General features: G+C 51.5%; 9 protein-coding genes and 1 other annotated feature (1 of these 10 cut by a window edge). Of the genes, 3 read left to right on the top strand and 6 right to left on the bottom strand.

Features of this window, described 5'->3' with window-relative positions:
* Nucleotides 1-104: 104 nt before the first annotated feature.
* Nucleotides 105-380, top strand: coding sequence for a hypothetical protein (locus BJU60_RS08845; protein WP_070328525.1), 276 nt, complete (start codon nucleotides 105-107; stop codon nucleotides 378-380).
* A gap of 86 nt (nucleotides 381-466) precedes the next feature.
* Here the strand turns inward: BJU60_RS08845 and BJU60_RS08840 are convergent, their stop codons facing one another.
* The 5 genes from BJU60_RS08840 to BJU60_RS08820 all read right to left on the bottom strand — a co-directional run bounded on the left by BJU60_RS08840 (nucleotide 467) and on the right by BJU60_RS08820 (nucleotide 10,874).
* Nucleotides 467-3,055 carry a hypothetical protein gene (locus BJU60_RS08840; protein WP_070328524.1) on the bottom strand — a complete coding sequence of 863 codons (2,589 nt, stop codon included), beginning with the start codon at nucleotides 3,053-3,055 and terminating at the stop codon, nucleotides 467-469.
* A gap of 197 nt (nucleotides 3,056-3,252) precedes the next feature.
* A complete protein-coding gene (locus tag BJU60_RS08835; RefSeq protein ID WP_070328523.1) occupies nucleotides 3,253-6,012 on the bottom strand; it encodes a hypothetical protein in 2,760 nt (919 codons plus the stop codon).
* A gap of 642 nt (nucleotides 6,013-6,654) precedes the next feature.
* Entirely contained in the window at nucleotides 6,655-7,977 is a 1,323-nt protein-coding gene (locus BJU60_RS08830; RefSeq protein ID WP_070328522.1) for an Ig-like domain-containing protein, read from the bottom strand.
* A 149-nt stretch (nucleotides 7,978-8,126) separates the two neighbouring features.
* Nucleotides 8,127-8,501, bottom strand: a complete 375-nt coding sequence (locus BJU60_RS08825) for a nuclear transport factor 2 family protein (protein WP_070328521.1) — start codon at nucleotides 8,499-8,501, stop codon at nucleotides 8,127-8,129.
* A 72-nt stretch (nucleotides 8,502-8,573) separates the two neighbouring features.
* The gene (locus tag BJU60_RS08820) at nucleotides 8,574-10,874 is read right to left on the bottom strand and encodes a CotH kinase family protein (protein WP_070328520.1); all 2,301 of its coding nucleotides are present in this window, start codon (nucleotides 10,872-10,874) and stop codon (nucleotides 8,574-8,576) included.
* Between the two features lie 117 nt (nucleotides 10,875-10,991).
* On the opposite strand from BJU60_RS08820, the gene BJU60_RS08815 reads away from it, so the two are divergent.
* Both BJU60_RS08815 and BJU60_RS08810 read left to right on the top strand, forming a co-directional pair.
* Complete coding sequence (locus tag BJU60_RS08815) at nucleotides 10,992-11,732, top strand: polyphosphate polymerase domain-containing protein (RefSeq protein ID WP_070328519.1); 741 nt, start codon at nucleotides 10,992-10,994, stop codon at nucleotides 11,730-11,732.
* Nucleotides 11,729-12,421 carry a DUF4956 domain-containing protein gene (locus tag BJU60_RS08810; protein WP_070328518.1) on the top strand — a complete coding sequence of 231 codons (693 nt, stop codon included), beginning with the start codon at nucleotides 11,729-11,731 and terminating at the stop codon, nucleotides 12,419-12,421. Before BJU60_RS08815 ends, BJU60_RS08810 begins: the two co-directional genes overlap by 4 nt.
* Before the next feature lie 45 nt (nucleotides 12,422-12,466).
* On the opposite strand, the gene BJU60_RS08805 is transcribed toward BJU60_RS08810, so the two are convergent.
* Nucleotides 12,467-15,187, bottom strand: a complete 2,721-nt coding sequence (locus BJU60_RS08805) for a S8 family peptidase (protein WP_070328517.1) — start codon at nucleotides 15,185-15,187, stop codon at nucleotides 12,467-12,469.
* 161 nt (nucleotides 15,188-15,348) lie between these two features.
* Nucleotides 15,349-15,397 (top strand) — a binding site (T-box leader); it runs 174 nt beyond the window's last position.

Raw genomic sequence — 15,397 nt, 5'->3', positions numbered from 1 at the left:
CAATTAATCCAAAATCACAACCTAAAAAAACAAAAAAAGAAGCGACAAATTATGGATATAAATGTATACTGATGTGGAAGAAACTGATAGAAAGAGGTGCGGTCATGACAACTTTTCTCCCTTGTTCCGAGCGATTCACATATAAACGAAATTTACAGCGGCTCGCGGAGATCGATTTGCACCAGTCAGCCACATCCGAATTCTCGTTCACGCTGCGCGTCAGTAAGCAAGCGAAGCTGGCCGAGCCATTCCAACAAATCGATTCACTCGACTCGGCAGCGCTTTGGAAATGGTTCCCGAACGTCAAAGCCAAATACGATACGCAGCGCGACTGCCTCAAAGCGGCGACGTCTTGCCTGTCTGTCATGGTCATCAATTAATTTTTCAAACGAGGTGCTTCACGCGCCTCGTTTTTCTTCACAAGAAAACGCCTGCCCGATTTCAATTCGGACAGGCGTTTTTCGGTTTAGCGGACGGTCACATACACCGTCTGCGTACGCCCTTTCGGCGTCGTGAATTTGATGGTCAGGCGTGTGCCTGACTTTTGTGCCGCAATCGCGACCGGTGTCGATTTCGATGTCACCGTCTTCGTCGCGATCAGCGTCGTTCCGCGACGGACCGTGATCGTGCCGTAGTCGACGTTCGAGTTCACCGTAAGCGTGCGCATCGTACTCGTCGGGGCGGCGACCTTCATGACCGGGGTAAGACCCGCCTTCACGTTCACCGTCTGGACGAAGCGATAGACACCGCGTGTGCTGACGAGCGTGATCTTCGCCTTGAGCGGTTGCGGTGCCAAGCTCATGACGACACGGCCCGTCGATGAGCTCTTGCCGCTCGTGATTTGTTTCGTCCCGTTCTGCAACGTGACGCGACTGTTCGGGAGCACCATGCCGACCCACGTCTTCTGTTCATCGTGGAGACGAATGTTGCTGAACGTCACTTGCGGGAGGGCAAGGCGTGTGTCGAGCTTTTGCCCGCCTCGTGTCAAGCGGACGAGGACGATGTCGCCCGGTTTTGCCGGCACCGTGAAGCGTGTCGATGAGACCGGTGTCGCCGTCGTCAACTTCCCGTTGATGAAGAATTGGAGCACAGCGCGCGTGTCACGGCGAACACTGACGACCGTATGCGTCGCCGTCATCGCAACGTCCGTCACTTGGAGGATGGTCGGACCAACTGCGGCGACACGATGTTCGAGCGTCTTCTCCCGGTCACCGGCTTTGGCGACGACTTTGATGACGTCCCCGTCTTTTAATGGCGTCGTCAACGAGACCGTCTTCCCATTCCCGACGTGTTTTCCGTTGATATAATGTGTGAACGTCGTCAATTTTGCCGTCGAAGATATCGTGAGTGTCGTATCTCCTTCGTTCGGCGTGCCGGCTAGACTGAATACCGGTTCGGCTCGTTCATAGACGACGAGCTTCTTCTCGGCTCCTTCCGTCCCGGCCGGCGCGTACTGGATCTCGACACCCTTGGCGATCGGGTCGACCGTATCGGTCACACGGGCGATACCGTTCGCGTCCGCTTGTATCGTGTCATAGTAGCGGTGCGCATACTCGATGACGTACAAATCGATTTTCCCGTTCGGCACCGTCTTGAAGACAACACCTGCCTCCGCTGAATCGCTCACGACCGTGATCGTGTTCGCTTCCGGATTTGGCGTCGGCACGACGAACGGTTTCCGATAAACGTATGTCCCGCTCGAATTCGACGTCACCGTGAGCGGTGTCCCCGGGAGCAGGCGCTCCGTCTGCATACGGAAGACACCCGTCGCGTCAGCACTCGCCGTGTATGTCAACACGTCAGTCTCTGACTTCAACACACGGACGGTGACACTTGCCCGCGGCGACGTCTGTCCGACAATTTCACCAGCAAGACCAAATCGATTTAAACTGACCGTCCCTTCATCTGTCGTATTCAAACTACCGCTAAATACTTTCCCCAGATAAACAAAATCGTAATAGACGGTCGTCGCATAGCTCCGATTGAACGGCGACGTCAACAGCTCATAACGGCCATTTTTCTTCGCTCGTTCAATCGAGATGGACTCGGTCGTCCCGTCCAGGTAAGTCGCGCTCAAATAGACCGGGTAGTCACGCTTCGTATAAATCGTCGTGTCCCCTTCGCGATTTTGGCGCTTGTCGACGACGAGTTCGAGTTTCGTCGGAAGCTTTTTGTAATCCGCCATCGGCATCGTCTGATCCGTGAAGCCAAGGACGCCGTTATAGACGCGCGGCACGGTGTCCGTTTGGTACGTCTCGGTCTCGCCGGTCGTCACATCGTGCACCGAGTAAGCTTTTTGTCCGGTCCAGTGCAGCGCCCCGTTCGACATCGCATATTCGGTCCGTGAGTGATTTCGTGTCGTCAAGGTGACCGCACCGGTCGTTTCATTGTAAATGTAGTGGGCCTCGTTCGAATAACCTGTCACATAGACGGTCGTCTTTTCGAACGTGAGCACTTTGTTGATCGGGTTCAGTTGGCGAGGCAACGTCCGAGTAAAGAGCGTCGCGCCCGTCTCGACCGACACATGGTCGACCGTCTCGAGGTGGCTCGACGCGGCGAGCACCGTTTTTCGATCTGTCGACAACGACACGTAACGTGTACCAAGGTCTTTCTCCCAAATCACGTCTCGGTTGAGTGTTGTCATGACGGTCTTGCCGTCTTTGTACCAGAGCAAACGATCATTTTCAACATCCGCCCCGAGCAATTTGTCGTCTTCATCGAACCAGAAAGCGGTGACGCTGCCATCAAAACCGATGAGGTAACTCGTCGTGGAACAACCCGAGCAACTTCTCAAGATGACGACGTGGTCACCATCAATACTTGCGAAGCTATTGACGTCATGGTAACGCATAATGTCTAGCGTCTCCTCGAGCGGGATGCGCTCGCCGGTCGCAGGCTCATATAGCGCCGTCCAGTCGTTTAGTAAGACGTAAGGGCTGTTTGAGATCCGGTGGTGCCCTGGGATCGGCTCATTGGTTGTCTCGGCGTTCGCACTTGGCAAAGCGAAGCCGGAGGCAACCAAGAAAAGCGCCAACAAATAGATAATTCGTTTCACGTATGTTTTCCTCTTTTCTTAAAATTATGGGAAATGATATTTTTTATTACAAAAAAAGTATAATTGCTTTTTTAGAAAAGGGGAATAGTTTTTTGTGCAAAGCACAGAAAAAACCGGCAGTGCCGAAGCACTACCGGTTTACAAGATGGCTCTGTCCGAAGACTTTGCTCTATTTAACCCTAAGGGAGGGTCAACGATTACTGAACGACTTTTACGTCGAACGATACTGGCGAAGAAAGGAGATCTCCGTTTGCAGCAGTTGTGATTTGTGGTACGACGATTGTAGCAGTACCAGAGAGACGCTTGTCAGCCAATGTAAGCTCTCCAGTTGTTTTGTTGTACTCAAGACCAACCAAGTTTGTGACAACTGGTGAGATGTCAACGAAAACTCCGTTTGAAAGTTGTGTAAATCCTTTGTAATCAATTGTCTTACCGAACTGGTCTACGACCGTTACAGCAGGAGCGAATGTGAACTTGTTGTCTTTGATTTGACCGAAGAGAAGGTTATCGACTGTCAATTTACCGAAGTCAGAAGCGTCGATTGTGCGCATCGCTGTGTTGACTTGTGCTTTCGTCGCTACAGAGTCAGTGTTTGTGTAGTCCACTGAGATCGTGTCAACTTGAACACCGTTCACGAGTGCTTTGATCGTTGCTTTACCTGAAGAAGCGAACTTCACAGCAGCGTCGCCTTTGAATTCAAGTACCCCATCAAGTTCATTGAAAGATTTTAAATCTTCAGCTGAAGAGTAAGTTACAACATAGTCAACTTTAGCGTTGTCGACAGTTGTGATGACGTTGCCATACTTGTCAAGTCCACGGACTTCGAATGACACGAAATTATCATTCGCAGCTGGTGCGACATCTACGTCAGCATCAAGTGACGTGTTCGCCGATGTGAGAACGAGGTCGTAAGAAGCGACTGTTGCGTCGAACTCAGATACTTTAACAGCAACCGACTTCGTGAATACAACTTTACCAGCGTTGTCTTTGAACGTGATCGTTACAGTAGCAGTACCGTTACGCTCGCCTTCAGCTACAACAGCACCGTTAGCGTCGAGTGATACTGTCGCTACGTTTGTGTTGCTTGATTTTACTTCAAGTGTACCAACTTTAGAAGTACCAACTTTAACGTCTCCATCAGCTTCGATGACTGCGTCGAATGCTTCTTTGTACTGGTCAATGAAGTCAATTCCAACTGTTTTCGGTGAATCACCAGCTACTACTTTTCCAGAATCAAAGCTGAGTGAAGTAGTAGTAAGTTTAGCGTCAGCAATCTTAGAGTCAGCTACAACTGAGAATTCTACGATACGCTCGAAGTCGCCGCTCACAATTTTAACTTTAGCCGTTCCAGTTGCATAAGCAGTGATGACACCGTCTTTAGATACTGTCGCGATTGCTGGTGTCAAGTTCGTGTACGTTGAGTTAGCTTTCGTGAGGATGTGGATATTTCCAGATACATCTTTCACGAACACATCCAAGAATTGGTTCTTCTCAGAGAGTTTGATTGTCGTATCAAGTTTGCCTGCTTTCTTGGCTGTCTCGTATGCCGTTACTGCTTGAGCTTCTGTCAGGCTACCAGAATTAGAAATGTGAACGCCATCGAATGCTGCAATTTCTTGAGCACTAGATACAGTTACTTTGACAGCGCCTGTAGTTGCCAAGACTTTCGAACCGTCCATTGCTTTAACTTCAACGAAGAACGTGTTTTGAGCAGCATTTTCAGAGAATGTGAACTTCCCTGTAGTTGTGTTCAACACTGGCGAAGTAGCTGAAAGCGTAAGATCTTTGTTTGACAAGAGAACGCCGTTTTTGTCTTTGACAACGAGAGATTTGAAGATGTCATCGCCATCAAGGAAGTTTGTTTTCGTGAGTGTTACTGAAGCAGCAGCAGCAACTTCGAACTCGAAGTCTTTTTCGATCGCAGTTGTCACTTCACCAGATGGAACTGAGAAGTTATTAACTGAGAGCGTGTACTCGCCACGGTCAACCAAGTCTGCGTTGAGTGTGAGAAGCAATTTAGACTTGTCGTCAGCGTCAACTGTTACTTTAGTAACGTAGCGGCCGTTGTTGAGTTTGAAGTCAGCAGCTTCAACGCCTGAAACTTCTTTGTTGAATTTCACTTCAAGTTGGTCAACTTTAACTGGCTTCACTGAGAATTCAGTAGCTTCAACTGTGAAAGCAGTTTCTGCAGTCATTACTTCACCAGACTTGATGACGAATGAGTGAGTTCCTGCAGGAAGAGCTGGAGTCTTAGCAGTCAACTTACCATCTTTGATTGTTGCAGCAACCGGGATTGCTTTAGAAGCATCTTTGAATGGGTAGATGAGAACATCTGCCTTCGTATCTTCTTTAGCGTTTTCAACGTCAGCAGTTACAGAAAGAACTTCTTTTGCTTGGTCGACTGAAGAAGCAACGTTTGAGAATGCAACTTCGCTTGCTACAACTGTGTAAGTCAAGAACGAAGTGATGCGGTTTCCGTTATGGTTGTACGAGATGAGGACTTTTTGTGCGCCTGCATCTTTTGTGTTGTAAGTAGAGCTCATTGTGAAACGCTCAGGAGCTTGTGTGTAAACTTTACCGTCGCGGTACATGACGCGAATCGATGGCTTCACAAGTTCAGAACCAGCTTTCACTTCGCCAAGATCTTGTTCAATGACGTAAAGTGGGTAGTTACGTGGGTAAAGTTTTTTGATGTAAGTCTTGCCATCAGAACCTTGACCTTTAACTGTTTGCCATTTGTTGATTGCTGTTACGAGGTGTTTGCCCCATTTGATTTCTACACCTTTAGGCGTGTTAAGCGCGAGTGCCTCTTTGAACTTGCCGCCGAGTACTACCTCTGCTTTGAGTTCAACAGTTTTCGCTGTTGAAGCTTCTGCTGCCATTACCGGAGTAAGAGCTGCTGCCGTCACAGCAAGTGCTGCTGACGCTTTGACTAGCTTGAATGATTTCTTTGCCATCTTGTGTAAATCCTCCCTTTGGTATGTTGCGATTTTGCTCTACCAGCTTGCAAGCTACGCTCCCCCCACTAAACGATTCCATATGTATACGCCATTCGTTCGAACGACTTATGCAACCTGATCCTTTAGGTCTTGAGTTTCACTTAAACTGATAGGTATTTTTCAAGATGTGAATCTTGAACAATTTACCAAGTATGAACTTGGAAAACCTTACATCCATAATATACATAACGCTTCCAATCAGCACAAGCGTTTTTTTTCGCAAAAATGGGAATGATTTTGAATTTTGGAGTTTGTGAGATAATTTAATATCACATTCCCCACTTTTTGAAATGTCGAAAACCGTCGAAAAACGCCGATATAACGCCATTTCGACATTTTTCGATATGATTAATCCTTTAAATGTATTTAATTTTACTTTTATTACCTTCTCATATAATTACCATGTCTAATTTTAGATTGTATCAAAATAAGGAATAATTTAACCCTTATTTTTACATTGACCAAACTTTTAAAACTGATTCAATAAGACTAGTTTGAAATTTGGGGAATACATTTTGACTAGTCCGATTGCAAATTATACACAAAAAAAGCTACGAACCGGTTTGGTCCGTAGCTTATGAAAGACGTCTTTCTTCTATATTAGTAACCCGCGTATTGGAGCGATTGAATGAAGGCGCGCTTCTCGCCACCGAGAAGGGCCCATTCGACGTCATAGTCATATCCTTCAATTGTGACGACGATCCGGTTTTCCGGACGAACGTGCTGCTTGATGAACGCAATCATCTTCGCATCCGGTTGGAACAAGTAAGACTCTTCGACCGTCCCATCCTCATATTCGTAGTATTCGACGTCATACGGGTCGATCGTGTGGACGAACGATGCCGAACCGACACGAATCCGGAGCTTCTCGAACTCGAGCGGCTCACCGTCTTCTGCGATGTAGTTCAACAAGAATCCCATGTTGACTTTTGTCGGACGGTCAAAGAAGAGCGGCGCGAACGTCTCGTCATAACGGACCGAGCCGTCTGCTGCGAACACTTCCTTATGAACGACGATACGATTTCCCTCTTCGTCACTGACACGGTGGAAGTTGTTGAAGAGTGCGTGTTGGACCGTGAGCGTCTCTGATGCGCTACGGTTGCCGGCACCGTCACGGACGACGAGCGACATCTTCTTGCCGAGCGGTTGTTTCGGGATCGGGAGAACGAACTTCCCTGTCGACATGACCGGGGCCGTGTACGCTTTCCCGTCGATCGTCACGATGACCGTCGCGAGCGGCTCTGCCGTTCCGGCAATCCCGTTCGAAAGCGTCGTGACCGCTTGCGTGAGGCGCGCCTTGCTCGGTGCGACCTTATCCGCTACAACCGTCGACTTGACGAGTTCGCTGATCGCACCGTTCGCCGTCTTCGCCTGCGCCGTCAAGACGGTACCGACTTTTTGAAGCGCGATGACACGGCGGTAGTTCCCGTTCGCGTCGAACGAGCCGTTGAACGTGCTGCCCCCGACCGTCACAGTGACGGCGAGTCCTGGTGTACCTTTCACTTCGATCGCACGAGCCGAGTTATCGACTGGGTTGATGACCGGTGCCGCCGGACGTGCCGCCGGGTCTTCCGCGACGATGACGCGTGTCACAGCGCTTGCGTTCCCGCTCGCATCGACTAAACGGACATCGATGACGCGGCCGACTGGTTGTGGGGACATCGTGAACACGGCTTCACCGTTCGTACGGATGACGCGCTCGTATGTTTTCCCAGCGACAAGGATTTCAGCTTTTGCACCGATCTCCCCTTGAATCGTGAGTGACGTCGACGTATGGAACGGTGCCGCTACGACCGGTGCAGCAGGTGCCGTCACGTCGGCGACAGTCGTCGTGTCTCCTTCAGCCGCGACGAACGTCGGTGTAAAGCCACCGATGACGAGTGTCCCGGCGAGGAAAAGCGCTAAGTATTTCGGTTGTTTCATTTTATGAATTCCTCCTAAATAATGTATCGAATTAGACAACAACTTTATTTTAATGTATTTTTTTAAAAATAGGTACATAATTTTCTATTTTAGGTGCACAATTTTCTTCGGTGCACAAAAAAAACATCTCCATCGCTGGAGATGCCTGATCACGTCTCGTGAATCATCGTCGCTTGTCCGCCTTGCCAGAGCCACGTGTCCTGGTCTTTCACGTACAAGTGCAGTGCCCAGAATCGGCCCTCGTAAGCGTTCGTCCCAAGGATGAACCGCTCCTCGAGCAACAGTTGCACGACAGCGAGCTCACCTTTGATCGTCTCGTCGAACGTCACCGTCTCTTGGGCGATCCATTGGACGGCGGCCGGGTCGACGAACTGGTCTAAAAACGTCTCTTTATCGAACTGACGCCCGCTCGAGTCGACATAGCGGAATTCATCGTGCATGATGCCCCGCATCGCGTCAAGGTCGCCCGCGGTTTGAAGCGAGGCCCGGTCGTCAGAAAGTTGTTTCATGTTGAGTGTTTCCATAGCTGTACCTTCCTTTCCGCGTCCATCATATCATAGATCAAGCTCAGAACGCCCCGAACGAATACCTCTTCATCATTCCGCTACCCCTTCTCCAAATCTAGCTTGCAGCTGTTGTTGCACGATGTCCGGCCGCATCTCGGCGAACTGACGCATCTCTGCGATTTCGGCTTCCCACGCTGTAACAGATGGGATATTTCCCCATCTCGCGATTTGTCTCGGCATCTCGGGGGCGATCACACCCGACATTTCGTCAAGCTTCGCCACCATGTTTTCGGAAGTAAACGGTCCGTTGAGCAATTCCTCGAAGAGCCGGACGAAGCGCTCCTGACCTTCCGTACTCCTCATGAGCGATCGGAACAGTGCATGCTCAGGCTCTGGCCCTGTCAAATACGTGAACATGTCGTAGTTCACGCTCTCGTCGAGCGGAAGTCGCTGTGCGAACCCTTGGTCGAGGTCGAAGACGACCCAGCGCCAGCGCCCATCATGTCCGAGCGGTGTCTCATCCGCGAACTCGGTCGCCTTCCTCCAGACGACGTAGTTGTTGAACATGCTGTCAAGGTTGCCATAAAACGCCTGATAGGCGACGTACTCGAGGAAATTATCAACGTCCATTCGCCGCTCGAGCTCCTCAAATGTCGTGCGATCATTCAAATCGTTCGTCTCGGCGAAGCGGACCATCTCCCGGTAGTGGATGAGGTCGGCGTCTCGTCCCGCCTCGATAACAAAACCTTCTGGCATATCCCGATCGGCCTCGAGAATGACGAGTTCCGTCTCGTCGATATCGTATTTGATTTCAAAGTAGTCTGAGGAATATAGCTCCCGTAAATTCTGCAGTCCCCAATATTCACCGTTCACGAGCACGACAACCGGTTGGTAGTCTTGGAAGTCGAGCGAACGCTCATTGAGCAATTCCTGCATGAAGGCGTCCCTGAGCATCGCCCCTTGCCAGTCATTCCCCCCATTTCGGAGCAGAAGACGATTGAATTCGACCTCGTCGTTACCCGGGAAGAACGAGTGATAGAAGCGGCTCTGTCCGTACTCGCTCCGCGCGTAAAGTCGGAGGCTCTTTTGGGCGAGTCCACGCGAGAAGCCACCGTGAATTCGGATACCGATGTCTTGTCCGAAAACGTGCTCCCCGCCCTCGAAATAGTCGACGTGGGCTGGTCGCTCCCATTCTTGTCCCGTTTCGAAAAAGTTACCGCGACCAAACTCGAGCGGTCCGTCCGGCGCGTCACCTGGCGTATAAATACCGATTGCCGAATCGAACAAATTCGTTGCGTCAGTCGTGAGCGAGACGACAGGCAAGTTCGACGTGAACAAATCAAAGTCGAGTAGATACGTCTTTGTCGCACGTGCACTCTGTGCCCCATCTTTTACGCTGATGGCACGGATGGTGAGCGCTCGCTCGGAAGCCCCGCGCCCAAGTGTCGGCGGCACACGGTTCGTAGCCGTCCGGTTGTTCGACAGCACGGCGACGTCACGCGTCAGCACTTGATCGAGTGTAATTGGTCCGTTGTATCGAATCGACTCCGGTGTCGGGTCGCTTCCGTCGATCGTATAATAGATCGTACTCCCGGGTGTTGCCTCGAGTATGAGCTCGGTGCCAGGAGAAATTACGCCGCTGTCAACAGAGAACACCGGACGATCCGGCAACATCTCGAAGTCACGGTCGACGATTTGTTCCGCAATCGAATCGAGCGCGGCATAGTCATGCGTCGCGTTGCCCGTCACATAAAGCCGTTCCGTGATGGCTAATGCTTCAAGCGGTGACATGTCAGTGATGCGATTGTCGCGTAAGTTGACGTCGATGAGCGCAGCCATGTCGCGGAGTGGCTCGACCGAGGCGACAGCATTCCCGCGGATATTGAGATAAGTCACGTTCGGCGTCCGCTCCGGTAATACGTCGAGCGCATCGATGTCGTTATCCCGTACGTTCAACGTCGTCAGCGTGTCTGACTCCGGCAAGAACGCTAAATCGCTGACGTCGTTCCCTTCGAGGTCGAGTGACTCGAGCGTTTCCGGCAACTCAGGTATTTGTTTGAGCTGGTTAAAACTGAGGTCGAGCGTCTTTAAGTAACGGAGGTTCTCAAGCACTGTGACGTCGGTCAATTGGTTCCCCGACAAGTTGAGCGTCTCGAGCGACTGAAAATGCTCGAGGCCGGCCAAGTCGGTCAGGCCGTATCCTGACAAGTCGAGCTCGGTGACGCCACGCACTTTGTTTTGGTTGAATGAGCCGACCGGGATATTCAATTGTTCGGCGAGCGCTTGCTCGAACGCTGCGCCCGCGGTCGCTTGCTCCTCGGCAAGATAATACATCCCACCCCATGTCCCGGCGAGGAGCACGGCCAAAATCCCAACTTTTAAACCCTTCATATAATACAGGCCTCCTGATCTATAACTTCGTTTGCGTCTCGTGTGTTGTAACAGTATACTTGAATTCTAACACAGACCTTAACAAATAATTAACAATCCCCATAAAGGAGTGACACCGTGGCCCAAGAGATCTTCAAGCGATACGAAATCAAATATTTAATCACTTTCGCCAAATACCTCGAGCTGCGTGAGCTCATCATGCCATACATGCATTACGACACGTACGGCAACCCGGAAGGTAAATACAATATCGTCAGTCTCTATTTCGACTCAAGCGACAAGGCGATCTATTACGAGACGCGCAACAAGCTCCCGTTCCGCCAAAAGCTGCGGCTCCGTGTCTATGATCAGGCCGAACTCGGCAGTATGTCGTTCATCGAGGTAAAACAGAAATTCAAAAACGTCGTCAACAAGCGCCGGACGATTTTGCCGCTCCACGAAGCGTACGATATTTTGCGTGACCCGAACAAACCGATTGAGGCGGTCGCGGCGTCGAACCCGCAAATCTTAAAAGAGGCACTCCATTTTCAGCACTCATATAATTTATTGCCGCACACGGTCGTCAGTTACGACCGCCAAGCGTTCTCGGGCACGTTCGAGCATGACTTGCGTGTCACGTTCGACTATAACCTCATGTGCCGAAACGACGATCTTCGCATCGAGCACGGGCCGGAAGGGTACCATTTCATCGATCCCGGTCTCGTCGTCCTCGAAGTGAAAGTGTCTGAGGTCGTGCCGTTCTGGCTCGCACGGCTTCTCTCCGACCTCGAGTGTAACAAGCAAAGCGTCTCGAAGTTCTGTACGAGTGTCGAACTGCTAGACAAAGAAAATTCAAGTGAAGGTAGGATTCTGTCATGACCGATATTTTTAACGAAGTCCGCCAGCTCGCCGACGTTACGTCCCGACTAACCGTGCTCGAGGCGGCGGCCGCCATTTTCCTCAGCTTCATCTTAACGCTCTGTATCGCCTACCTATATAAAAAGACGCATACAGGTGCCCGTTACTCGCAATCGTTCGTCCAGACGATCATCATTATGGGCGTCACCGTGTCGGTCGTCATGATCGTCATCGGCAACAACGTTGCTGTCGCCTTCGGTCTCGTCGGTGCGTTCTCGATTATCCGCTTCCGTAGCGCGATGAGCGACCCGAAAGACATCGCCTTCATCTTTTTCGGTATGGCGGCCGGTATCTCATGCGGGCTCGGCTTCTACATACTCGCAATCCTGTTCACCGTCAGCTTGTCGGTCATCATCATCGTGTTGTACATGTTCGACTTCGGTCGCGGCGGCTCGGACAAGAAGCGACTGTCGATCACGGTGCCTGAAAACTTGCACGACGAGACGGCGTTCGACGGTGTCTTGTCGGCCCACTATAAATACTACGCGCTTCGCTCGGTCGAGACGACGAACCTCGGCACGATGATCCAGCTCGTCTACATCGTCCAAAACAAGGACGGTGTCAAAGACAAGCAAGTGATCGATGAGCTCCGCAAGATGAACGGCAATTTGAAAGTGTCCGTCAATTATTTGAATACCGAAATCTTTTGACGCATACGAAAACCGGCCCTCTATGGAGAGCCGGTTTTCGTTCGTTCATTTGACGGTGACGGTCGTGATTTTACTGACTTTCTTCGTCACGTCTTCAACGTGGACAGACAAGCGCTCACCTTTTTTCAAGGCTCGCGTCTTCGCCACGTATGTGCCGTTCAATGCTATTTTCGACTTGCCGATGACACGTTTGTTCTGGTCACGCACGACGACGGTCATCCCGGCTTGCGCTTTCCCGGTCACTTGTTTCGCGTTTGCACGAGGTGCTGTGACGCTCGGGGCACTCGGTCGAAGCCCTTTGGCGACGACGACACGTTCTCCCGTGAAGAGTGGCCCGTTCGTATACGTGACACGAAGTACCGTTCCCGCTTTTTGTGGGGCGAGCGACATCGTCAACTTGCCGTTTTTGACCGTTCCCCAGCCGATCCGTTTCGTTTTATTATACACGTTGACGACCGTTCCCGATTTTGCGGAAACGTTGAAGACCGGCGCGTTATCAAATATGCGCTCCGGCTTCGGCGCGAGTTGAAGCATCGACTCGGCCCGGTAGACGTTCACTTTCCCGTAACCGCTCACGACGTCATAATACGGGAGGAGCGGAGTATTCAAACCATCTAACACGTCTTGCATACCATCATATTCACGCGGGTCTTTCGGTGCGTCTCCACCCGTGAAGGCGAGCGGCTCCGACGAACGGCGTAAGATCGTCCGGACGCCTTCGACTGTCACACGCGGGTGTTGCGAGACGAGAAGTGCCACAGCGGATGCGACGTGTGGCGTCGCCATGCTCGTCCCGTCCATATAGACGACGTTACCGTCCGGAACAAGACTCGCGACTTTTGAACCCGGTGCGACAACGTCGACATTGACTCCGTAGTTTGAGTAGTCCGTGACGAGACCGAACGTGTTCGTCGCGCCGACCGAAATCGTGTACTTCGAAGACGCCGGATACGAGACGCGAGACTGTCCGTCGTTCCCCGTTGCTGCAACGATAATGACACCGCGGTCATGCGCATACTTCAACATATAACCGATCGTGCGGCTTTCTGTTCCGCCGAGGCTCATATTGATGACTTTCGCTCCGGCGTCGACGGCATACTTGATACCGAGTGCGATTTGATCCGTCTCCCCATATCCGCCGGCATCAAGTACTTTCACCGGTAAGATGGACACGTTCGGGACAATCCCCCGCATCGACGTGCCGTTGTTTTGAGCGGCCGCGATGACACCGGCGACGTGCGTCCCGTGACCGTGGTCATCGATTGCGTCGCCTTCCCCGTTCGGGTCGACGAAGTTCTTCCCATTTCGGACATCAACTTTCCCTTTCAAATCGAGAAGGCGGTGGTCGACACCGGTATCGAGAACGGCAACTTTGACGGTACGGGCTTTCAAGTTGAGCGCCTCGTACTTATCAAGGCTGATGCCCGCGTCCCCGAACGGTTTCAACACAGAGCGGCTGTTGACCGACCATTGATAGCTATAGCTCGGGTCCGCCATAAATGCAGAGTACGTCTCGATCGGCTCGATATAGTCGACGTTCGGGTCTGACTCGAGCACCGCTTGTGCCGACGCTTTCGTCTTCGCTGACGCCGTTTCGACATCGACGAGCGCGAATTGGTCACCCGGTGAACCGATGGCGAGACGTTCGGCCGAGACATCACGCATCGCGTTCATCTTGCCAATCGATTGGTTCGGTGACGACTTGTATTTGACGATATAACGCGGGGCGTCCGTCACGTTGACGGTGACGCCGATGCGGTCGAACACGTCCGTGAGCGGTGTTCCCGCAAGTTCATCCATCCCGGCAAGACCTGCGACAGACGCGATGTCCGCCTTCAATCCTTCCGGCACGCTTTGACTGACGAGGGCGTGCATCCGGTTGATGGCCGCTGACTCTTTCGACGACACTGTATGCTGTTTTCGCTCGACGAGAGCTGTCAAAAGCGGTTTGAGTGTCACCAGGTCGTTATACGCCGCCTGACGCTTCGTCTTGTCGAACGTGATCGCCTTGATGATGTAAGGCGAGGCACGGTAGTAGAGTGCCGCGAGTTCCCGCCCTTCTTCTGATTGGTTGAGCACGTCCGTCTGGACACGTCGAATCAGCTCGAGCATCGTCTTTTGATCACTTGCCGGCATTAAAATCGATTCGACGGCACACATATCGCCGCTTGCCTGTTCATATTTCACCGGCAATTTGACCGGGTTGTAGACGAGGTTGATCTCTGAAGCGAACTCCGACGGGTCCGGTTCGCTTGGCGGTTCTGTTCCTTCTTCACTCGGTTCTGTTCCTTCTTCACTCGGCTCTTCTCCTTCTTCAAGTGAGAAGATCTCCTCTTCCGGTGGATACATGTCCGGCGTCTCCATCGGCATGTACTCGACTTTGACGTAGTATGGTCCTTCCCATGCATATGGGAGATGGATTGTCGCTTTGCCGTCCTCTTTCGAGGCGCTCGCACGGTACGGATAGAACGTATCGTCTTTCCCGGCCATATCGGCGCTCGGATAGACCGAGACGTTGGTGAGTTTCGTCGCCTCCATGACGATTTCCATATGGGTCATCTGGCTCGGAGCTCCTCGCTCCATCTTGAACCAGTATGTATTGACCGGGTCGACGCCCGTCGTGAACGTGACAGCCTCCCCGGCTTCAAGTAGTGTCGCTTGCTTCATTCCGGCCCCGGCATCAGCGTGGATGCGCGGCGGGACGAGCGAGACGATAAGTAGGACCGCGAGCAATGTCGCAACAGTCCGTTGCACCAATCGTTTCATTTGTTTTCCTCTTTTCCAAGTATTAGGTGAATCACCTTGGATATAGTATACGAGATCTGTTAGAAAATGTTTCAATCGTGTTACAAAAATATTTCGAAAATGAAACACGTCAAAGATTGACATCATCACGTCATCCCGTTAAAGTAACGATAACATCATACGAACTCGCGATGAGAAAGAAGAGTAGCGCGAAGGGACGTCTCCAGAAAG

Origin of the sequence: Exiguobacterium aurantiacum (assembly GCF_001766415.1) — a bacterium.
Lineage (GTDB): Bacteria > Bacillota > Bacilli > Exiguobacteriales > Exiguobacteriaceae > Exiguobacterium > Exiguobacterium aurantiacum_A.
The sequence above is the reverse complement of the archived record's forward strand: the minus strand, read 5'-3'. Positions and strand labels throughout refer to the sequence as shown.

Coding starts and splice junctions, on each gene's coding strand:
- BJU60_RS08845 (WP_070328525.1), top strand. CDS start 105: ATGACAACTTTTCTCCCTTGTTCCGAGCGATTCACATATAAACGAAAT.
- BJU60_RS08835 (WP_070328523.1), bottom strand. CDS start 6,012: ATGGCAAAGAAATCATTCAAGCTAGTCAAAGCGTCAGCAGCACTTGCT.
- BJU60_RS08830 (WP_070328522.1), bottom strand. CDS start 7,977: ATGAAACAACCGAAATACTTAGCGCTTTTCCTCGCCGGGACACTCGTC.
- BJU60_RS08825 (WP_070328521.1), bottom strand. CDS start 8,501: ATGGAAACACTCAACATGAAACAACTTTCTGACGACCGGGCCTCGCTT.
- BJU60_RS08820 (WP_070328520.1), bottom strand. CDS start 10,874: ATGAAGGGTTTAAAAGTTGGGATTTTGGCCGTGCTCCTCGCCGGGACA.
- BJU60_RS08810 (WP_070328518.1), top strand. CDS start 11,729: ATGACCGATATTTTTAACGAAGTCCGCCAGCTCGCCGACGTTACGTCC.
- BJU60_RS08805 (WP_070328517.1), bottom strand. CDS start 15,187: ATGAAACGATTGGTGCAACGGACTGTTGCGACATTGCTCGCGGTCCTA.